The organism is Dactylosporangium thailandense, assembly GCF_059739745.1.
This window is the reverse complement of record NZ_AP029195.1, coordinates 9,234,947-9,254,901: the sequence shown is the minus strand read 5'-3', so window position 1 is coordinate 9,254,901 and position 19,955 is coordinate 9,234,947. Positions and strand designations below refer to the sequence as shown.

At 74.2% G+C, this 19,955-nt stretch carries 14 protein-coding genes and 1 pseudogene; 6 read left to right on the top strand and 9 right to left on the bottom strand.

Annotated elements, in window-relative coordinates; genetic code table 11:
• Positions 1 to 86 precede the first annotated feature (86 nt).
• Together AC6JBM_RS41175 and AC6JBM_RS41170 are read left to right on the top strand one after the other, a co-directional pair.
• Positions 87 to 3,623, top strand: coding sequence for an adenylate/guanylate cyclase domain-containing protein (locus AC6JBM_RS41175; RefSeq protein WP_497979200.1), 3,537 nt, complete (start codon positions 87 to 89; stop codon positions 3,621 to 3,623).
• Between the two features lie 60 nt (positions 3,624 to 3,683).
• Positions 3,684 to 5,495, top strand: a complete 1,812-nt coding sequence (locus AC6JBM_RS41170; protein ID WP_497979199.1) for a serine/threonine-protein kinase — start codon at positions 3,684 to 3,686, stop codon at positions 5,493 to 5,495.
• Positions 5,496 to 5,896: 401 nt separating this feature from the next.
• On the opposite strand, the gene AC6JBM_RS41165 is transcribed toward AC6JBM_RS41170, so the two are convergent.
• The 9 genes and pseudogenes from AC6JBM_RS41165 to AC6JBM_RS41125 all read right to left on the bottom strand — a co-directional run bounded on the left by AC6JBM_RS41165 (position 5,897) and on the right by AC6JBM_RS41125 (position 16,049).
• Positions 5,897 to 6,124, bottom strand: a complete 228-nt coding sequence (locus AC6JBM_RS41165; protein ID WP_497979198.1) for a hypothetical protein — start codon at positions 6,122 to 6,124, stop codon at positions 5,897 to 5,899.
• A gap of 55 nt (positions 6,125 to 6,179) precedes the next feature.
• A pseudogene (locus tag AC6JBM_RS41160) lies at positions 6,180 to 7,341 on the bottom strand (acyl-CoA dehydrogenase family protein).
• A 14-nt stretch (positions 7,342 to 7,355) separates the two neighbouring features.
• A complete protein-coding gene (locus tag AC6JBM_RS41155) occupies positions 7,356 to 9,377 on the bottom strand; it encodes an acetyl/propionyl/methylcrotonyl-CoA carboxylase subunit alpha (RefSeq protein ID WP_497979197.1) in 2,022 nt (673 codons plus the stop codon).
• 10 nt (positions 9,378 to 9,387) lie between these two features.
• Complete coding sequence (locus tag AC6JBM_RS41150) at positions 9,388 to 10,965, bottom strand: acyl-CoA carboxylase subunit beta (RefSeq protein WP_497979196.1); 1,578 nt, start codon at positions 10,963 to 10,965, stop codon at positions 9,388 to 9,390.
• Between the two features lie 5 nt (positions 10,966 to 10,970).
• Entirely contained in the window at positions 10,971 to 12,077 is a 1,107-nt protein-coding gene (locus tag AC6JBM_RS41145) for an acyl-CoA dehydrogenase family protein (RefSeq protein ID WP_497979195.1), read from the bottom strand.
• Complete coding sequence (locus AC6JBM_RS41140; RefSeq protein WP_497979194.1) at positions 12,074 to 13,738, bottom strand: acyclic terpene utilization AtuA family protein; 1,665 nt, start codon at positions 13,736 to 13,738, stop codon at positions 12,074 to 12,076. Before AC6JBM_RS41140 ends, AC6JBM_RS41145 begins: the two co-directional genes overlap by 4 nt.
• A complete protein-coding gene (locus AC6JBM_RS41135; RefSeq protein ID WP_497979193.1) occupies positions 13,735 to 14,538 on the bottom strand; it encodes a TIGR03084 family metal-binding protein in 804 nt (267 codons plus the stop codon). Before AC6JBM_RS41135 ends, AC6JBM_RS41140 begins: the two co-directional genes overlap by 4 nt.
• Before the next feature lie 11 nt (positions 14,539 to 14,549).
• Positions 14,550 to 15,125 carry a TetR/AcrR family transcriptional regulator gene (locus AC6JBM_RS41130; protein WP_497979192.1) on the bottom strand — a complete coding sequence of 192 codons (576 nt, stop codon included), beginning with the start codon at positions 15,123 to 15,125 and terminating at the stop codon, positions 14,550 to 14,552.
• 246 nt (positions 15,126 to 15,371) lie between these two features.
• Positions 15,372 to 16,049, bottom strand: a complete 678-nt coding sequence (locus tag AC6JBM_RS41125) for a Crp/Fnr family transcriptional regulator (RefSeq protein WP_350612368.1) — start codon at positions 16,047 to 16,049, stop codon at positions 15,372 to 15,374.
• Between the two features lie 621 nt (positions 16,050 to 16,670).
• On the opposite strand from AC6JBM_RS41125, the gene AC6JBM_RS41120 reads away from it, so the two are divergent.
• From AC6JBM_RS41120 to AC6JBM_RS41105, 4 genes are all read left to right on the top strand, one after another.
• Positions 16,671 to 17,888, top strand: a complete 1,218-nt coding sequence (locus AC6JBM_RS41120; RefSeq protein WP_497986651.1) for a CapA family protein — start codon at positions 16,671 to 16,673, stop codon at positions 17,886 to 17,888.
• Between the two features lie 130 nt (positions 17,889 to 18,018).
• Entirely contained in the window at positions 18,019 to 18,696 is a 678-nt protein-coding gene (gene nth / locus AC6JBM_RS41115) for an endonuclease III (RefSeq protein ID WP_497986650.1), read from the top strand.
• Positions 18,693 to 19,289, top strand: a complete 597-nt coding sequence (locus AC6JBM_RS41110) for a TlpA family protein disulfide reductase (RefSeq protein ID WP_497979191.1) — start codon at positions 18,693 to 18,695, stop codon at positions 19,287 to 19,289. The genes nth and AC6JBM_RS41110 overlap by 4 nt, the downstream gene beginning before the upstream one ends.
• Positions 19,290 to 19,294: 5 nt before the next feature.
• Positions 19,295 to 19,951, top strand: coding sequence for an NUDIX hydrolase (locus AC6JBM_RS41105; RefSeq protein ID WP_497986649.1), 657 nt, complete (start codon positions 19,295 to 19,297; stop codon positions 19,949 to 19,951).
• The last annotated feature ends 4 nt before the right edge of the window (positions 19,952 to 19,955 follow it).

Genomic DNA, 19,955 nt, shown 5'->3' with positions numbered 1-19,955 from the left:
CGGTCCGCAGCGACGCGGAGGGGCCGCTCACCGGCAAACTCAGCCCGGGGGTCGCGGCGGCACCGGAGCGCAGCGGAGGTGACGGCGTGACGTGTTCGGTGTGCGGGACCGTGGCCGTTCCCGGTGCGCGGTTCTGCCACCACTGCGGCTCGGCGCTGCCCGCGGCCGCCACCCTGCCGGCGGCCGAGCGGCGCATCGTCACCGTGCTCTTCGGTGACCTGTCGGACTTCACCGCCTGGTCGGAGGATCTCGACCCGGAGCGTGTCGGCGCCGTCACCGACCGGGTGCTCGCCGCGCTCGCGGGCGCGGTGAAGACCTTCGGCGGGCACGTCGACAAGCTCACCGGCGACGGCATCATGGCCGTGTTCGGCGCGCCGGTCGCGCACGAGGACGACGCCGAGCGGGCCGTGCGCGCCGCGCTGTCGATGCAGCGGGCGGTCCGCCGGGTCCTCGACGACGAGCGCGGCGGCGGCGCCCCGCTCGGCCTGCGCATCGGCCTCAACACCGGCCCGGTCGTCGCGGGCGTGCAGGCCGGCATCGAATACACGGTCATCGGCGACACCGTGAACACCGCCGCCCGGCTCGCCGACGCGGCCGCGATCGGCGCGGTGTACGCGGGCGACCGCACCTCGAGCTCCACCCGCCGCCTGGCCTCCTGGCGGGCGCTGCGCCCGCTGCGGCTGAAGGGCAAGCGGGAGCCGGTCGACGCCTACGAGCTGCTCGGCCTGCTCGACGCGCCCGGCACCCGCTCCGGCCTCGGCGACGAGGCGCCGTTCGTGGGCCGCGAGCCCGAGCTCGGCCGCGTGTCGGGCCGCCTCGCCGAGATCGCGGACCGGCAGGAGTCGCGGGTGCTGGTCTTCACCGGCGAGGCGGGCCTGGGCAAGTCGCGGCTGGCCGGCGAGATCGAGCGCTTCGCCGCCGGATACCTCGGCGGCGCCGGCTACACCCCGAGCGCCGGGTTCGCCCCGGGCGGCGGCGCCCGCGTGCTCTCCGTGCACTGCGCGGCGTTCGGCGAGCGGCGGCGCCTGGCCCCGCTGGCCGACCTCGTGCGCGCCGCGATCGGCCTGCCCCCGGACGCCGCGCTGACCCGCGAGGCGGTCGAGGAGCGGCTGCGCCGGCTCGCTCAGCGCCTGGCCCGGGCCGCGCGCGGGCGCCCGGAGCCGCCGCGGTTCGCCAGCGACCTGCTGCTGAGCCTGATCGGCTACACCGAGGTCGTCGGCGACACCGCGTGGGTGGCGCCCGGCGGCAAGCCCGACGAGCTGGACCTCGACGTCGTGCCGGCCGCCGTGGCCGAGCTGCTGTCGGGGCTGGCCGCCGAGACGCCGCTCGTGGTGATCGTCGACGACCTGCACGACGCGACCGCCGAGACGCTGGACGCGCTCGGGGCCACCATCGAGCGGCTCGAGGGCCCGGTGCTCATCGTGCTGCTCGGCCGGCCGGAGCTGGTGCGCTCGGCGGGGGTGCTGACCCGGATCGCGGATGCTGAGGTCGTACCGATTCCGCCGCTTCGAGGCGCGGACGCCGCCCGGCTGCTGACGGCCTATCTCGGGGGCGGGCGGCTCGCCCCGGCCGACGAGGACCGGCTCCTCGCGACCGCCCAGGGCAACCCGTTCTACCTCGCCGAGCTCGTCACCCTGCTGCAGGAGCGGGGCGCGCTCACCACCGTCGCCGGCACCGACCCGCCCGGCTGGCGGCTCGCGCCCGGCTCGCTCGGCGGCCGCCTGCTCTCCCGCGACCTCGCCGCCGTGCTCGCGGCCCGCATCGACGCGCTGCCCGCCGACACCCGGGCCGTGCTGCGCGACGCCGCCGTCATCGGCGACACCGTGCCCGCCCGGGCGCTCGAGGCGCTGCGGTTCAACCCGCCCGGCCAGCCGGCCCGGCCCGCGGTCGTGGCCGCGGTCGAGCTGGAGCGGGCCGTGGAGGAGCTGCTGCAGCGGCGCATGCTGCGCCGGGGGCGGGGCGGGTTCGCCTTCGCCACCCCGCTGCTGCGCGAGGCCGCCTACGCGGGCATCGGCAAGGCCGACCTGGCCGAGCGGCACGCCGCGCTCTCGCGCTGGGCGGCCGCGGCCGTCACGAGCTTCCTGGCCGCCGGCGGCACCGGGAACGTCGCGGGGCTCAACCTGACCCTCGGCTCCGCGGACGCGTTCATCGCCGAGCACGCCGAGCGGGCCAGCCGGCTCGCCGACGTCGTCGGGCTGCGGCCGGACTCGCTCGCCCGCTCCGCCGCGCCGCTGGGCGTGCAGGCGCTGGGCCGCACCGCCCGGGCCGCGCTGGCCTCCGGCGAGCCGGCCCAGGCCGCGCAGGCCGCCGATCGGGCCGCGGTGCTCGGCGGCGGCGCGCTGCCCGCGGCCGACCGGCTCGTGCACGCCCGGGCGCTGCTGCAGCTCGGGCGGTCGGCGGAGGCGCTGGGGTACGCCGAGAAGATCACGGCGAACGCGGGCGACGACGCGGCCGTGCGGGTGGGCGCGTTGCTCGTGGCCGGGCGGTCCTACCGGGCCATGGGCGATCACCGGCGCAGCTACGGCACGCTGTCCGAGGCCCTCGACGCGGCGACGGCGGCGCACCTGACGTACGAGCGCGGCGACGCCATGCGCCGCCTCGGCATGGCCGACTTCCTCGAGGGGCGCCTGGCCGAGGCCGGGGGCCGGTTCGCCGAGTCGTTCCAGATCGCGGTCACCGCCGGCGACCGGCGCGCCCAGGCGTGGTCGCTGCAGCACCTGGCCTGGGTCACCACCACCCGCGGCGACTTCGCCGGCGCCGACGCGGCGCTCGGGCGGGCCGCCCGCCGCTTCGCCGAGCTCGGCGACCCGGTCGGGCGGGCCTGGCTGCGGGGCACCACGGCGTTCGTGCGGCTGCTCGCGGGCCGGCTCGGCGAGGCGCGGCGGCTGGCCAAGGCGTTCCTGCCGTTCGGCGAGCGGGTCGGCGACGCGTGGGCGGTCGGCACCCTGCGCGCGGTCGAGGCGTTCGCGGCGGCCGAGAGCGGCGACCTCGCCGAGGCCGACCGGGAGGCGCGGCGGGCCTACCGCGAGTTCGCCGCGGCCGGCGACGACTGGGGCCGCGGCCTGGCGCTGGTCGTGCGCGGCGTGGTCGCGCGCGAGCTGTCCGAGCCGGCACACGCGTACGACCTGCTCAGCGACGCCACCGAGTGGGGCGAGAAGACCGGGCACCCGCTGCTGCTCGGCATGTCGCGCACGATGCGCGGCTTCGTCTCGCTCGACCGGGGCGACCCCGTCGCGGCCGAGGCCGACGCGCGGGCGGTCCTGCAGGTCGTCGAGACCCACGACGTGCTGGAGCCGGCCAAGGTCGGACCGCGGGTGCTTTTCGGCCTGGCCCGCCTGGCCCAGGGCGACCTGCCCACGGCGCTGGAGACGCTGGGCTGCGTCGCCGCCGAGCGCCCCGGCCCCTCGGTGATCTTCTCCCGCCGCCAGGCCATCGCCGCCTACGCCGCGGCCCTGCTGGCGGCCGGGCGCAACGCCGAGGCGCTGGACTGGGCGCGGCAGGCACAGGGCGCGGCGGGCGAGGACGTTCGCGGTCGCGATTATGCGGCAGCGGTACTGGCCGAGGCCCTCGAAGCCAACCGAGCGTGCGCGGACGACTCCGTTGCGGCGGGGGCCGAGTCCTGAAAGTCGGCTGTGGCCGATGCGTGACGGAGAACTGTCATACCCCTGCCGTACCGTCTTAGCGTGACCGCATCGGCTCCGCTCCCCTCGGTGCCCGGCTTGACCGGGTTCTCGGTGCTGGCCCGTGGCGGGTATGCCACCGTCTACCGGGCCCAGCAGGAGTCGGTCGGGCGCGACGTCGCCGTCAAGGTCGAGAACCGCACCCTGGAGACCGAGCGCGACCGCCGCCGCTTCATGCGCGAGGCGCGCGCGGCCGGCCGCATGTCCAGCCACCCGCACGTGGTCGACCTCTTCGACGCGGGCATCACCGGCGACGGCCACCCCTACCTGATCATGGAGCTCTGCGACGGCTCCTACGCCGAGCGCATGCGCTCCGCCCCGCTGAGCGCGACCGAGGTCCGCGAGGTCGGCTTCAAGATCGCCGACGCCCTCGCGGACGCGCACTCCCTGGGCGTCCTGCACCGCGACGTCAAGCCCGCCAACATCCTCTTCAGCCGCTTCGGCGAGCCCGCCCTCGCCGACTTCGGCCTGGCCATCCTCGCCGAGTGGCGCGACGTGTCGATCACCCTCGACGTGCTCACGCCCGCCTACGCCCCGCCCGAGACCTTCCGCCACGCCCCGCCCGGGCCCGCCGCCGACGTCTATGCGCTCTGCGCCACCCTCTATGCCCTGATGCGCGGCCGCCCGCCCCGCTGGCGCGAGGACCAGATGCCGAGCCTGCTCTCGCTGGTCGACATGTTCAACGAGAACATCCCCGACCTGCCCGGCTGCCCCCCGGAGCTGATGGCGATCCTGCGCGCGGGCATGGCCAACGACGACACCAGGCGCCCGACCGCCCTGCAGCTGCGCGACGCCCTGATCGCCCTGCAGCTCGCGCCCACGCCGCCGGTGATCGTGCCCCCGCTCGGCTCCCCACCGGTCGAGCCCGTCTACACCTCGCCGCCGCTGCCGCCCACGCCCCCTCCGCCACCCGCGGACCGCCTGCTGGACTCGCCGTTCCTGGGCGGCTTCCCCCGCGACCCGGAGCAGACCGTGCCGCACGAGGCCGGCCCCGAGGAGCCCGCGACCGATCCCCTGCACCGCTCCGGCTCCGGTTCGGCTCCGTCGTCGGGCGCGGGTGTTCTCGGTTCTGGCTCGGGCTCGGCTCCGTCTTCGGGTGTGGGCGCTTTCGGTTCTGGCTCTGGCTCTGGTTCGGCTCCGTCGTCGGGCTCCGGCGTGTTCGGCTCTGGTTCGGCTCCGTCGTCGGGCTCCGGCGTTGGCGCGTTCGGCTCCGGCGGCGGGGTCTTCGGCTCCGGCTCGGGTGGCGTGGCGGCGGTCGCTGATGCGGGCCCGCCGGCCGCGCCGCCGTCGGACCCGTTCGTCGCGCCGGTCAAGCCTCCGGCGGGGAGCCGCCGCGGCCTGTGGGTCGGCGTGACCATCGGACTGGTGGCGGTGGCGGCGCTGGTGGGCGTCGCCATCGCCTACGGTTTCGGCGACGGCTCCCCAGGCCCGACCCCCTCCGCCTCGGCGCTCGTCGCCCCGCCGACCACCGGCTGCGGCCCGGTCGCCGCCACGGAGGCGCACTGCTCGAGCACCCCGGAGTGCTTCGACGTCAAACTCACGGTGACCTCCTGCGACGGGGTGCACACGTGGGAGGCGTTCGCCTACGGCGACCTGCCCGCCGGCAGCAAGGTGACCAGCCGCAAGGACCCGGCCGTGTCCGCGGTGTGCAGCATCAACACCCTGGTGGCGGTGAACATCGGCGCGGCCAGCTGGGAGATCTCGGTCATGCTGCCGAGCACGGCGGAGCAGCGGACCGGCCCGACGACGTTCCGCTGCCTGGCCGGCCGCGGCGACAACGCGATGACCGGCGAGCAGCTGCACAAGAGCCGCTAGCACCGACCGGCCGCCGGCTCGGGACGCCGCGACGCCGAGCGCCCGCCGAGCCGCGGGCCTGTCGTGCCGTGTCAGGGGCCGCGTGGCCGCGTCGGGCCGAATCGCCGTGTCGCGGTGCGTCGCCGTGCCGGGCCGCGTCGCTGTGCGGGTCGAGTCGTCGCGTCGGGTCGAGTCGCTGTGCCAGGCAGGCAGGCCGCGTCGGGTGCGTCGCCGTGCCGGGCCGCGTCGCTGTGCGGGTCGAGTCGTCGCGTCGGGTCGAGTCGCTGTGCCAGGCAGGCAGGCCGCGTCGGGTGCGTCGCCGTGCCGGGCCGCGTCGATGTGCGGGTCGAGTCGTCGCGGCGGGGTGAGTCGCTGTGCCGGGCCGACGGGCCGCGTCGGGGTGAGTCGCTGTGTAAAGGAGGTCAGGCGTTCTGGCCGGCTACCGTCCAGCGCGTCTCGAACCGCATGCGCCGGCAGCGGTTGCCCGCCTCCGGGCTCAGCCTCGCCGCCGAGCGCTGGACGATCGTGGCTTCGGCCGCGTGGTCGTCGATCGCGAAGACCGGGTTCGCGGCGAGTGTGAGGCGGTCGGTGCGGCAGGTGTGCGTCCCCGCGTCGTCCGGGGTCGTGTTTGCGCAGGTCGGGCGGGTCAAACGCGGGCCGGGGAGCGATGGGCACGAATGAGCCCAGCGCTCCCCGGTGGTGTCGTCAGTACGACTTCTCCTGCCCCAGCAGGTGCTGCGAGACGAAGTTCAGGATCATCTCCCGCGACACGGGCGCGATCCGGCCCGCGCGCACGGCTCCGAGCAGGGTCGACACGCCGTACTCGGTCGTCATCCCGTTCCCGCCCAGCGACTGGATCGCCGTGTCGACCGCGAGCGCGGCGGCCTCGGCGGCGGCGTACTTGGCCATGTTCGCCGCGACCCCCGGCCTCGAGATCGCGACCCGCGTCGTAGAGGGTCGCGGCCTTCGCCACCATGAGCCGGGCGAGCTCGACCTGGATGTGCGCGTGCGCCAGCGGGTGCGCGACGCCCTGGTGGCTGCCGATCGGCCGGCCCCACACCGCGCGGGTGGCGGTGTAGGCGGAGGCGCGCTCGAGGGCATAGCGCGCGGTCCCGCACGCCATCGCCGCCACGGTGATGCGCTCGGGGTTGAGGCCGGAGAACAGTGCGGGGAGGCCCGCCTCGGGATCCTCGCCCACGAGCGCCTCGGCGGGGACGCGCACGTCGTCGAGGTACAGCTGGAACTGGTTCTCCGGGCTGACGATCTCCATGTCGATCTTCGTCGCGGTCAGTCCGGGGGCGTTGGACGGCACCACGAAGATCGCGGGCTTCAGCTTGCCGGTGCGCTCGTCCTCCAGGCGCGCCACGACCATGATCTTGTCGGATTCGTCGACGCCGGAGATGTACACCTTCCGGCCCGTCAGGGAATAGCCCCCCTCGAAGGGCCGGGCGACCGTCGTGAGCTTGTGGAAGTTCGAGCCGGCGTCGGGCTCGGTGATGGCGAAGCAGACCTTGAGGGTGCCGGACGCGAAGCCGGGCAGCAGGCTCTGCCGCTGGGCCTCGGTGCCGTGCTTGGCGATGATCGTCGCGGCGATCGCGGGGGAGACGACGAGCAGCAGCAGCGGACAGCCGGCCGCGGCCAGCTCCTCGCAGACGATCGCGAGCTCGGTGATGCCGCCGCCCCCGCCGTCGTAGCGCTCGGGCACGCTGACGCCGAGGTAGCCGAGCTTGGCCGCCTCCTGCCAGAGCTCGTCGGAGTGCTCGTCGGCCTTGGCCTTGCGCACGAAGTACTCGTGGCCGAAGCGCTTGCCCAGCTTGGCCACCGCGTCGCGCAGGTCCTGCTGTTGAGGGGTGTAGTCGAAGTCCACGCAAACTCCAAGGGCTATGAGGGGGACAGCACCGCCAGCAGTGCGCCGGACTCGACCTGCGAGCCGGCCGCGACCCGAAGGTCGCTGATGACGCCGTCGGTGGGGGCGTGCACGGGGTGCTCGAGCTTCATCGCCTCCACCGTCAGCAGCAGGTCGCCGGCCGCGACCCGCTGGCCGGGCACCACGAGCACCCGGCCGACCGCGCCGGGCAGCGGCGCGACCAGCGAGCCCTCCGGCTGGTCGGCCGAGGGCAGGGGGAAGCGCGGCAGCTCGCTCAGCGTCACCGAGCCCTCGGAACTGTCCACGAAGGACACTCCGTCGACCTCGTGCACCGAGAACTGCAGCCGCACCCCGCCGACGTCGAGCACGACCCGCTCGCCGGTGGCGGAGAGGATCGCCGCCGGCGGGTGGTCGGGCGCGCCGGAGGGGTCGAGCGCGGCGCCGGGCAGGCCGATGTCCTCGGGGTCGATGCGGCGCACCGCCCAGGCCGCGAGGTCGTTGGCCCGGTCGAGCCGGTAGCCGACCTCGATCGTGCCGGTCGGCCCCTCGTACACCACCGTCTGCAGCGCGCTGGGCACGTTGCGCCAGCCCGAGGGCAGCCCCGGCAGGAGCGCGGTCTTGGCCCGCCGCGCGGCCCCCGCGAGCGCGGCGGCGAGACAGGACAGGCGCACCGCGTCGACCGAGGACAGCAGCGGCGCGAAGACCTCGGGGTGACGATCCAGGAACCCGGTGTCGGTGCCGCCGGACAGGAACGCCGAGTGCCGCAGCACCCGCACGAGCAGGTCCCGGTTGGTGGTCACGCCGTGGATGTGCGCGCGGGCCAGGGCCCCGCCGAGCATGCGCGCGGCCTCGGCGCGGGTCGGCGCCCAGGCGATGAGCTTGGCCAGCATCGGGTCGTAGTGCACGCCGATGACCGAACCGTCGGCGACGCCCGAGTCCAGCCGGAGCCCGGGCGCGGGCAGCGGGCCGAACGTGTGCGTGACCCCGGCGACGTCGAAGCGGTGCAGGGTGCCGGTCGAGGGCATCCAGGCGTACGCGGGGTCCTCGGCGTAGAGCCGGACCTCGATCGCGTGCCCGCGCAGCGGCGGCGGGCCGTTGAACGGCAGCGGGCCGCCCTCGGCCACGACGAGCTGGAGGCGGACCATGTCGACGCCGATCACGCACTCGGTCACCGGGTGCTCGACCTGCAGCCGCGTGTTCATCTCCAGGAAGAAGAACTCGCCGTTCGGCGCGAGCAGGAACTCCACGGTGCCGGCGCCGACGTAGGACACGGCCCGGGCGGCCGCGATCGCCGCCTGGCAGAGCCGGTCGCGCAGCTGCGGGTCGACCGCCGGCGACGGGGTCTCCTCGACGATCTTCTGGTGCCGCCGCTGGATCGAGCACTCGCGCTCGCCGAGGGGGACCACGTTGCCGTGCGAGTCGGCCATGATCTGGACCTCGATGTGGCGGGCGCGCTCGACGTACCGCTCGCAGAACACCGTCCCGTCGCCGAACGCCGACGCGGCCTCGTGCCGGGCGGCGGCCACGGCCTCGGCGAGCGAATCGCGGTCGCGCACGATGCGCATGCCCCGCCCGCCCCCGCCCGCGGACGCCTTGACCAGCACCGGGAAGGAGTCGACGTCCTCGGGCTCGACGGCGGTGGGCAGCATCGGCACCCCGGCGTCGGCCAGCAGCGCCTTCGCCTCCAGCTTCGAGCCCATCATCGCGATGGCCTTGGGCGACGGGCCGACCCAGGTCAGGCCGGCGTCGATGACCGCGCGGGCGAACTCGGCGTTCTCCGACAGAAAGCCATAGCCCGGGTGTACCGCATCCGCCCCGCACTTGCGCGCGGCCGCGATGAGCAGATCGCCGCGCAGGTACGTGGCGGTCGGTGCGTTCCCGGGCAGGTGGACGGCGTAGTCCGCCTCGGCCACGTGGGGCGAGTCGGCATCGGCGTCGGAGTAGACGGCGACCGTCTCGATCCCCATCGCCCGGCAGGTGGCGAACACCCGGCGGGCGATCTCGCCGCGGTTGGCTACCAGCAGCCTTCTGATCACTGTCGCTCCCCTAATGCCGGAATACACCGAAGTTCGCGCGGTCGCCGGTGCCGACGAGCGCCAGGCACATGCCCAGGACGGTGCGGGTGTCGCGTGGGTCGATCACGCCGTCGTCGTACAGGCGGCCGGAGAGGAACAGCGCCGCCGACTCCTGCTCGACCTTGTGCTCGACCATGAACCGCATGGTGCGGTCCTGCTCCTCGTCGTAGGCGTGGCCCTTGGCCTCGGCCGCCTGGCGGGCCACGATCGACAGCACGCCGGCCAGCTGCTGCGGTCCCATGACCGCGGACTTGGCGTTTGGCCAGGTGAACAGGAACCGGGGCTCGAAGGCGCGGCCGCACATGCCGTAGTTGCCGGCGCCGTAGGAGGCGCCGATGTTGACCGTCAGGTGGGGCACCCGCGAGTTGGCCACCGCGTTGATCATGAGTGCGCCGTGCTTGATGATGCCGCCCTGCTCGTACTCGCTGCCGACCATGTAGCCGGTCGTGTTCTGCAGGAAGACCAGCGGGGTGCCGCTCGCGTTCGCGAGCTGGATGAACTGGGCCGCCTTCTGCGCCTCGGCCGAGAACAGCACGCCGCGCACGTTGGCCAGCACGCCGACGCGGTGGCCGTGGATCGCGCCCCACCCGGTGCACAGCGCCGGGCCGTAGGCCGGCTTGAACTCGTCGAACTCGCTGCCGTCGAGCACCCGGGCCAGGATCTCCCGCGGGTCGAACGGCACCCGCAGGTCCGCGCTCGGGATGCCCAGCAGGTCGTCGGCGTCGTACTTCGGCTCCGTGCCGTAGGTGCGGGTGGCCGTGCGGCCGAAGTTGCGCACGCAGGCGCGGGCCAGCCGCAGGCCGTCGCGCTCGTCCTCGGCCACGAAGTCGGCCAGGCCCGAGCGCGTGCCGTGCATCGCGGCGCCGCCCAGCGTCTCGTCGTCGACCGTCTCGCCGGTGGCCATCTTCACCAGCGGCGGCCCGGCCAGGAACACCTTGGCCCGGTCGCGCACGAAGATCGTGTAGTCGGACATGCCGGGGACGTACGCCCCGCCGGCCGTCGCGTTGCCGAAGACCACCGCGACCGTGGGGATCTGCGCCGCCGAGAGCCGGGTCAGGTCGCGGAACGCGGCACCGCCCGGGATGAAGATCTCGGCCTGCTGGGGCAGGTCCGCCCCGCCCGACTCGACCAGGTTGATCAGTGGCAGCCGGTTCTCCCGCGCGATCTGCGAGGCCCGCTGGGTCTTCTTCAGCGAGAACGGGTTGACCGCGCCGCCGCGCACCGTCGGGTCGTTGGCCACGATCACGCAGGGCACGCCCTCGACGATCCCGATGCCGGCCACCACGCTCGCGCCGACCGGGTAGTCGGTGCCCCAGGCCGCGACCGGGCAGATCTCCAGGAACGGCGAGTCGCGGTCCACCAGCAGCTCGATGCGCTCGCGCGGCAGTAACTTGCCCCGCGCGTGGTGGCGCGCCGCGTACTTGTCGCCCCCGCCGCCGCGCGCCTGGCGCAGCGCCGATTCCAGCTCGGTCAGGCGCTCCAGCATCGCCGCGCGGTTCTCCGAGTACACGGTCCCGCGCGGGTCGAGGTTGCTCGTCAACACTGGCATGGCCCTCAGACCCCCAACTGCTTCGCGATGATCTCGTTCATGATCTCCGTGGTCCCGCCGCCGATGCCCATGATCCGAGCGTCGCGGTAGTGGCGCTCGACCTCGGCGTCGCGGACGTAGCCCAGGCCGCCGTGGAGCTGCACGGCCTGATCGACGACGTGGTCGCAGGTCGCGACCGCGGTGTTCTTCGCCATCGCCACCTCCGTAACGAGCCGCTCGCCGCTTGCGACACGGACGGCGACGTGACGTACGTATGTGCGGGCCACCGCGACCAGCCGCGCCATCTCGGCGAGGCGGTGCCGCACGAGCTGCCGGCTCGCCAGCGGGCGGCCGAAGGTGTGCCGGTCGCGCACCCAGGCCAGCGTCAGGTCGAGGCAGCGCTGGGCGGTGGCGTAGGACTGCACCGCCAACGAGATGCGCTCGGTCGCGAAGTGGGCCATGAGCTCGGCGAACCCGCCCACGACGTGGTCCTTGGGCACCCGCGCGTCCACGAAGGCCAGCTCCGCGGTGTCCGAGCAGTGCCAGCCCATCTTGTCCAGCCTCCGGGTGACCGCGAAGTCCTCGACCACGAGGAGGCGCAGGCCCTCGCCGGTCCGGGCGGCCACGGTCGCGAAGTCGGCCCGCGCCCCGCTGGTGATGAACGTCTTCGTACCGCTGACGACGTAGTGATCGCCGTGGTCGTCCGCCCGCGTGCGGATGCCGGCCACGTCGGAGCCGCCGTCGGGCTCGGTGACGGCCAGGCAGCCGATCCGCTCCCCGGCGAGCGTCGGGCGCGCGAACCGCTCGATCAGGTCCGCCCGCCCGGTCGCGACGATGTGTGGCAGCGCGATGCCGTGCGTGAACAGCGCGGCCACGAGCCCGGAGGACCCGCCGGCCTGGATCAGCTCCTCGGTGACCACGACGGTGTCGACGAGGTCGCCGCCGGAGCCGCCGGCCGACTCGGGGAAGCCGATGCCGAGCAGCCCGAGCTCAGCGGCCCGCCGGTGCAGCGCGCGGGGCACCTCGCCGGCGCGCTCCCAGGCGTCGAGGTGGGGGAGCACCTCGCGGGTGACGAAGGCGCGGGTCAGCTCCCGCAGCCGCCGCCGCTCCTCGGTCTCGAAAGGGTCCGTCATGCCACGAGCTCCGGCGGCAGCTCGACGACCCGGGAGCGCAGCCACTCGCCGAGGGCCTTGCCCTGGGGGTCGAAGCGGGTGCTGGCCGCGACCCCCTCGCCGAGGATGCCGCGCACGACGAAGTTGACGGCGAGGAGATTCGGCAGCTCGTACCGCTCGATCGGCAGCGGCCGCGCCTCGGGCAGCAGCTCCCGGAGCCGGTCGGCGGTGAGGTGATCGCGCAGCCACGCGTAGGCGGGCTCGGCGCGGGCCCAGACGCCGATGTTCGCGTCGCCGCCCTTGTCCCCGGAGCGGGCCCCGAACACCGTGCCCAGCGCGACCATGACGCCCGGCGGCGGCGGTTGCGAGCCCGGTGAAGTGCTGGCGATCGCGAGAGGTTCTGTCGTGGCGGGGGGCGGGATCGTGCGGCGGGTGCCGTCGGGCCGGACGGCCACGTGCTCGACCGCCTCCTGCGGGACGAAGTGCCCGGTGAACACGCCGAACGGGGTGGCGTCGCCGGGTGGGGCGGTCAGCGCGAGCCCGGGGTAGGAGGCGAGCGCGAGCTCCACCGCGGCCTGGGAGAAGGTGCGGCCGGCCCGCTTCGGGTCGGAGTCCTTGATCGATACGGTCAGCAGGGCGCTGGCGGCCGCCTCCGAGTCGGCGTCCGGGCGGTCGGTGCGGGCCAGGGTGAACTCGAGGCCGTCGGGGCCCAGGGCGTCGGTGAGCTGGGCGCGTACCAGATCGGACTTGGACTCGATCTCGAGCCCGCACAGCACGAACGTCATCGCGTTGCGGAAGCCGCCCAGCGAGTTGACGCCGACCTTCAGCGAGGGCGGCGGCGGGGCGCCGCGGACGCCCGAGACGCGCACCCGGTCCGGCCCGTCGGCGGCCAGGCGGATGGAGGCGAAGTCGGCGACCACGTCGGGCCCGGCGTACGCGGGCGCGCCGATCTCGTAGAGCAGCTGCGCGGTCACCGTCTCCACCGTCACCGCCCCGCCGGTGCCCGGGTGCTTGGTGATCACCGCGGAGCCGTCGGCGTGCAGCTCGGCGAGCGGGAAGCCGGGGCGGCGGGCGCGGTCGGGCAGCTCGGTGAAGAACGCGTAGTTGCCGCCCGTCGCCTGGGCGCCGCACTCCAGCACGTGCCCGGCGACCGTGGCCCCCGCGAGCGCGTCGAGGTCGTCGCGGGTCCAGCCGAAGCGGGCGATGCCCGGGCCGACGACCAGCGAGGCGTCGGTGACCCGGCCGGTGACCACGATGTCCGCGCCCGCGTTCAGGCACTCGGCGATGCCGAAGGCGCCGAGGTACGCGTTGGCGGTGAGGCCCGGCACCAGCGCGCGCACGTCGTCGCCCTCCACGTGCGCGACGGCCACGTCCAGGCCGAGCCGCGCGGCGAGGGCCCGCACGGCGTCGGCGAGCCCGGCCGGGTTCAGCCCGCCGGCGTTGGTCACCAGGCGCACGCCGCGCTCCTGGGCGCTTCCGATGACGGACTCCAGCTGGCGCAGGAACGTCTTGGCGTATCCGGTCGCCGGGTCCTTGAGCCGGTCCCGGCCGAGGATGAGCATCGTGAGCTCGGCCAGGTAGTCGCCGGTGAGCACGTCGAGCTCGCCGCCGTCGAGCATCTCGCGCCAGGCCGTGGCCCGGTCGCCGTAGAACCCGGACGCGTTGCCGATCCTGAGCGTCATCGGGTCCTCGCCCGCGGCTCGCGCTTGGCTCCCGGCGGGCCCGCGAACGCCTGCGCCACGCCGAGCCAGGCGGCCGCGTGGTCGCCGGTGGCCTGCAGCGCCAGGTCGGCCGGGTGCCGCCGCTGGGTCACCAGCAGGCAGAAGTCCAGGATCGGGCCGGTCACGCGATCGCCGGACGCCTCCGGCCCGAAGGTCAGCAGGTCGCCGCCCAGGCTCAGCTCCACGCGGAAGGGGGCCGGTGGGGCCGGTTGCCCGTGGCTGGCGAAGCCGTGGCCGATCGTCCGGTACCCGATGAAGGCGACGTGCCGCAGCCGCTCGGTCGGGCGCAGGTGCTCCCGCGCGGGCTCGTCGTCCGGGAACGTCTCGGCGATGTCGCGCCCGTGCGCCCAGGTCTCCATGATCCGCGCCGTCGCGCACGAGACGGGCGACATCGCGGGGCCGAACCAGGGCCGTTTCTCTCCGGGGGGTACCTGTCGCAGCGCCTCGGCCAGCGCCGCGCGCCCGGCCCGCCAGCGCGCCAGCAGCTCGTCCGGCGGCGCGACGCCCGCGGCCGCGGCCCGATCCACGTAGGTCAGCGGGTCGTCCAGCGACTCCGACAGCCGGGCGTAGAAGCCGTCCGGGTCCGCGTTGGCCAGCGTGGCCGCCTCGTCCGTCCAGTGCAGGTGCGCGATCTGGTGCGCCACGGTCCAGCCGGGCGCGGGCGTCGGGCGGCTCCACTGCTGCGGGTCGAGGCCGCCGACCAGCCGGTCGAGCGCCTCCGACTCCGCCGCCAGGTCTCGCAGCACCTCGTCGAGCTGCATGGTCGCGCCTCCTATATCAGCTTCGCCAGCTGGTGCTTCCAGGCCGCGAGGAGCAGGGTGCGGCGCGGGGTGTCGTCGGTGAGCAGGTTCGCCACGCCCAGCCCGCGCAGCAGGTCGAGCGTCGCCTGCACGGCCTCGCGCACGCCCGGCCGCGACTCGTCCGCGCCCAGCACGTCGACGGTGAGGCGGTGCATCTCGCGGCCGACCCGCGCCTCGAGCGGCACGAGCGCGTCGCGCAGCTCGGCGTCGGTGCGCGCGGCGACCCAGACCTCCAGGGCCGCGACGAACAGCGGGCCGGTGAACGCGGCCGCGAGCAGCTCGATGACCCGGTCCAGGCGCTCCTCGCGGTCGCCGGTCAGCGCGGCGGCCTCGACCCGGATCTCCTCGGCCCGGCGCTCGGCCAGGTGCTGGACGGCGGCCAGCACCAGGGCGGCGCGGGTGGGGTAGTGGTGCAGCTGGGCGCCGCGGGAGACGCCGGCGCGCTCGGCGATGACCGTGGTGGTGGCGCCGGACCAGCCGAACTCGTAGAGGCACTCGACGGTGGCCTCGAGCAGGCGCCGTTGCGTGACCCGGCTGCGTTCCTGCATGCCTCCCAGGGTCCTCGCCCGAAAACAAACAGTCAAGACTGATTGTTTTCCGGACCGAAAAAAGCCGCCCGGGGTGTCTGGGCGGCCTTTTCTTCTCGGAGCTGTCCGGTTTTCTTCTCCCAGTGCGGTGAGGGCGACCAGCGGCGGACCTGGCAGCGTCGGCGCGCAGCGCCCAGCGGTGCCTGGCGGGAGCGACGGTCGTGCCCCCGGCGGACCCGAGTCATGCTCTGCCCGCGCTGAGCGCTCTCAGACTCGGGCTCGGCGTGCGAGGCGCTCGGGGTCCATGATGATCACGCTCTTGCCGTCCAGCCGCAGCCAGCCGCGGGAGGCGAAGTCGGCCAGGGCCTTGTTGACCGTCTCCCGGGAGGCGCCGACGAGCTGGGCCATCTCCTCCTGCGTGAGGTCGTGGTTGACCCGCAGCACGCCGCCGTCGCGGGTGCCGAAGCGGCCCGCCATCTGCAGCAGCGTCTTGGCCACGCGGCCGGGCACGTCGGTGAAGATGAGGTCGGCCAGCGAGTCGTTGGTGCGGCGCAGGCGGCGGGCCAGCACGCGCAGCAGCTGCTCGGCGATCTCCGGCCGGTTGGTCAGCCACGGCCGCAGCGCCTGCTTGCGCAGCCGGGCCAGCCGCGTGTCGAGCACGGCGGTGGCGGTGGCGGTGCGCGGGCCGGGGTCGAACAGCGAGAGCTCGCCGACCATGTCACTCGGGCCCATCACGGCGATCAGGTTCTGCCGGCCGTCGGCCGCCCGGCGCCCGACCTTGATCTTGCCGGACAGCACGATGTAGAGACTGTCGCCCGGCTCGCCCTCGCTGAACACGACCTCGCCCTTGCGGACGTCGATCGTCTCCATCTCCTTGGCGAGCGATTCCGCGGCGTCGGCCTCGACCCCCTGGAAGATTCCGCTCCGCGCCAGTGTCTCGTCCATCGCGTCCACCTCGTATCCTCGGCGCGTCCTCTCCTCTGCGAAGCGATCGCGCGAACGCCAGTTTATGCATACGGGATCGCGTTCACCGAGGGTGGGCAGGCGGAGATGGTACCGCGCGACCTGCGGCTGGGTCGTCCTCCGCAAGGGCGGCCCGCCGTTCGCGGGGGTGCGATATCTTCGCGTCGGACACAACCGACCCGTGCTCACCGTGAGCGCGGAGCGTCGCCGAGTGGTGGAGTGGATCGCATGACGGTGTACGGCGGACCCTCCCGCTGGCCGGACGAGCAGCCCGAACAGCCGGAGCGGCGCGGCCCTGCGCCCTCTCACCCTGAGCAACCGACGGGACCGGCCGGAGGTTACGGGGCGCCCACGGGTCGTTTCGACGGATTCGCGGCGGGCCGCACCCCGCGCCCGGAACCCACCCCGGAGGCCGGTTCCGGCAACGTCTGGGGCGGCTCGTTCGGCGGCGACCGCACCGGTCCGGTCTCCGGTCAAGTCTACGGCTCCCCGCCGGTCGCGCCACTGTTCGAGCCGGCGCCCGGGCAGCAACGGCGCCCCGAGGACCTCTACTCCGCCCGGGCCTACGAGCCCGAGGAGCGCGCGGGCCGGCGCAAGCTGCCGCTGCCCGGCGATCCGCCGCCCGTCCGCGCCGGCGGCGGGCGGCGCACCGCGATCATCCTGGGCGCGGTGGCCGCCGTGGTCATCGGCGCCGGCACCGCGGGCGCGGCCACCTTCCTCGGCGGCGGCGACGACAAGCCCGCCTCGACCCAGGGCCCGGCCCAGCAGCCGAAGGGCGGCGGCGGCGGCTCCGACGCGGCCGGCGGCGGCTCGTCCGCGCCCGCCGCCGGCGCGGTCCCCGGCCCGGCCGAGGGCATCACGCTGAGCGCGACCGGCGACATCGTCATGGGCATGGCCCCGGGCGGGCTGCCGCCGAACAACGGCAAGGGCTTCTTCGACCCGGTGAAGGAGTACCTGGTCGCGGACTTCCAGATGGGCAACCTCGAGCAGGTCCTGACCGACGACACCGGCGTGGGCAAGTGCTCGGCCGACACCGCCGGCAAGACCTGCTTCGCCTTCCGCACCCCGCCGGCCTACGTGCAGAACCTCACGGACGCCGGCTTCAAGATGATGAACATGGCCAACAACCACGCCTACGACTACGGCGAGGTCGGCTACAAGAACTCGCAGAAGACGCTGGACGGGGCCGGCATCAAGTACACCGGCTGGCCGGGCGACATCTCCGTCGGCGAGGCCAAGGGCGTGAAGATCGCGGTGATCGGGTTCGCCTCCTACAAGTGGTCGAACCTGTGCTCCGACCTCGACGCCGCGGAGAAGATCGTCAAGGAGGCCACGACCAAGGCCGACCTCGTGGTCGTGCAGGTCCACATGGGCGCCGAGGGCTCCGACAAGACCCACGCCAAGAACGAGACCGAGATGTTCCTCGGCGAGAACCGCTGCAACCCGGTCGCCTTCAGCCACCGCGTCATCGACGCCGGAGCCGACCTGGTCATCGGGCACGGGCCGCACGTGATGCGCGCGATGGAGTTCTACAAGGGCCGGCTGATCGCCTACAGCCTCGGCAACTTCGCGGGCTACAAGGCGCTGTCCTACAACGGGACGGTCGGCATCGGCGGCGTGCTGAAGGTGACGCTGCTCGGCGACGGTACGTTCAAGGCCGGGACGCTCACCGCCACCTACATGGTCGCGCCCGGGCTGCCCAAGCCCGACCCGAAGAAGCAGGCCATCCCGTTCGTCTCCAACCTGACGAAGCAGGACTTCCCGAAGACGGGCGCCCAGATCGCGGGGGACGGCACGATCACGCAGCCCGCCGCCTCCTGACGCGCTCGGGCTGGGCGGACCAAGCGCTTGGTCGACTGTGACGGAGTCGCTCGATCGGGGGGCGTACCGGGCGACGTATTGTCGTTGCGTGACCGAGACCGCGTTGGCGTTGAAGCGGCGGGCGCGGCGGATGGGCCGCGCCCTCGTGACGATCCACCCCGACGCGCACTGCGAGCTCGACTTCACCAACCCGCTCGAGCTCGCCGTCGCCACCATCCTGTCCGCCCAGTGCACCGACGAGCGCGTCAACCAGGTGACGCCGAAGCTGTTCGCGCGATACCCGGACGCCGCCGCGTACGCCGCGGCCGACCCGATCGAGATGCAGGAGCTCATCAAGCCGACCGGCTTCTTCCGCAACAAGACCGAGTCGCTCATCGGGCTCGGGCAGGCGCTGGTGCAGCGGCATGACGGTGAGGTACCGGGGACGCTGAACGAGCTCGTCGCGCTGCCCGGGATCGGGCGCAAGACCGCCAACGTGATCCTCGGCAACGCCTTCGACGTGCCCGGGATCACCGTCGACACCCACTTCCAGCGCCTGGTCCACCGCTGGAAGTGGACGGACGAGACCGACCCGGTGAAGATCGAGTTCGCCGTCGCGGTGCTGTTCGCGCCGCGGGACTGGACGATGCTCTCGCACCGGATGATCTTCCACGGCCGCCGCGTCTGCCACGCGCGCAAACCGGCCTGCGGGGCGTGCACGCTGCGCAAAGACTGCCCGTCGTACGGTCTGGGCCCGACCGAGGTGGAGGCGGCCATCAAGCTGCTCAAGGGCCCGCGCGCGGGCGAGCTCGCGGAGCTGGTCCTGTGAAGCGGCTTCGTCACGCCGCGGCCCTGCTCGCAACGGTCGCGGCGCTCGCGGCCTGCACCGCGGACGTGAAGGCCCCTTCGGCCGGCGACACCGCGGCGAGCGCCGGCCCGCGCTGCATCGAGAAGGTCACCGAGTCCGCCCCGGCGTCGCCGGGCAGCGGCCCGCTGTTGCCGGCGATGGCGCTGCCCTGCTTCGACGGCGGCCGGTTCATCGACGTGGCCGACCTCGGCTCCGAGCCGACGATCGTGAACCTCTGGGCCTCGTGGTGCGCGCCGTGCCGCGAGGAGCTGCCCGCGCTCGAGCAGGTCGCGGCGGCCGGGAAGGTGCGCGTGGTCGGCATCGTCACCAAGGACCGCCACGACCAGGCCCAGTCCGTGATCGCGGACGCGAAGCTGACCTTCCCGATGCTGGAGGACCAGGGCCAGCAGTTCGCGGTGGCGGCGAGCCCGCTGGTGTCCAAGGCGCTGGTCACGCTGCCCTCCACGCTGTTCGTGGCCCCCGGTGGGCGCATCGTGTACACGTACCAAGGCCCGGCGCTCACCTCGGACAAGGCTCGGGAGCTGGCCCGGCAGTATCTGGGGGTGACCGCGTGACCGAGCTGCCGACCGAGCTGCCCGGCTGGTTCGAGCCGCTGCTCAGCAACATCCGCAACACCGACGCGGCCGACTTCACCCGCCTGCCCACGCCCGACGGGGAGGGCCGCCGGCAGAGCGCGGTGCTCGTGCTCTTCGGCGAGGACCCCGCCACCGGCCCCGACATCCTGCTGCTCCAGCGCGCCGCGGACATGCGCAACCACGCCGGCCAGCCCGCGTTCCCCGGCGGCGCGGTCGACCCCGGCGACGCCGACTCGATCGCGTGCGCGCTGCGCGAGGCCGAGGAGGAGGTCGGCCTGGACGCGAGCACGGTCGAGGTCATCACGACCCTGCCGACGCTGTGGATCCCGGTGAGTAACTTCCTCGTCACACCCGTCCTCGCCTGGTGGCGCGAGCCGCACCCGGTCGGCCCGGCCGACCCGCGCGAGGTGGCCCGCGTCGAGCGCCTCCCCATCCGCGAGCTGGTCGACCCCGCCCACCGCCTGCGGCTTCGCCACCCCAGCGGCTGGATCGGCCCGGCGTTTCGGATTCACGACATGTTGGTCTGGGGCTTCACCGCCGGCGTGCTGTCCACGCTGCTGGAACTCGGCGGATGGGCGGTGGAGTGGCCGACCGGCCGGGTTGAGGAGATGCCGACATCTGGTGCCGCACCTGTACGTTGAATGC

Coding starts and splice junctions, on each gene's coding strand:
- nth (WP_497986650.1), top strand. CDS start 18,019: ATGGGCCGCGCCCTCGTGACGATCCACCCCGACGCGCACTGCGAGCTC.
- AC6JBM_RS41150 (WP_497979196.1), bottom strand. CDS start 10,965: ATGCCAGTGTTGACGAGCAACCTCGACCCGCGCGGGACCGTGTACTCG.
- AC6JBM_RS41130 (WP_497979192.1), bottom strand. CDS start 15,125: ATGCAGGAACGCAGCCGGGTCACGCAACGGCGCCTGCTCGAGGCCACC.
- AC6JBM_RS41145 (WP_497979195.1), bottom strand. CDS start 12,077: ATGACGGACCCTTTCGAGACCGAGGAGCGGCGGCGGCTGCGGGAGCTG.
- AC6JBM_RS41140 (WP_497979194.1), bottom strand. CDS start 13,738: ATGACGCTCAGGATCGGCAACGCGTCCGGGTTCTACGGCGACCGGGCC.
- AC6JBM_RS41135 (WP_497979193.1), bottom strand. CDS start 14,538: ATGCAGCTCGACGAGGTGCTGCGAGACCTGGCGGCGGAGTCGGAGGCG.
- AC6JBM_RS41125 (WP_350612368.1), bottom strand. CDS start 16,049: ATGGACGAGACACTGGCGCGGAGCGGAATCTTCCAGGGGGTCGAGGCC.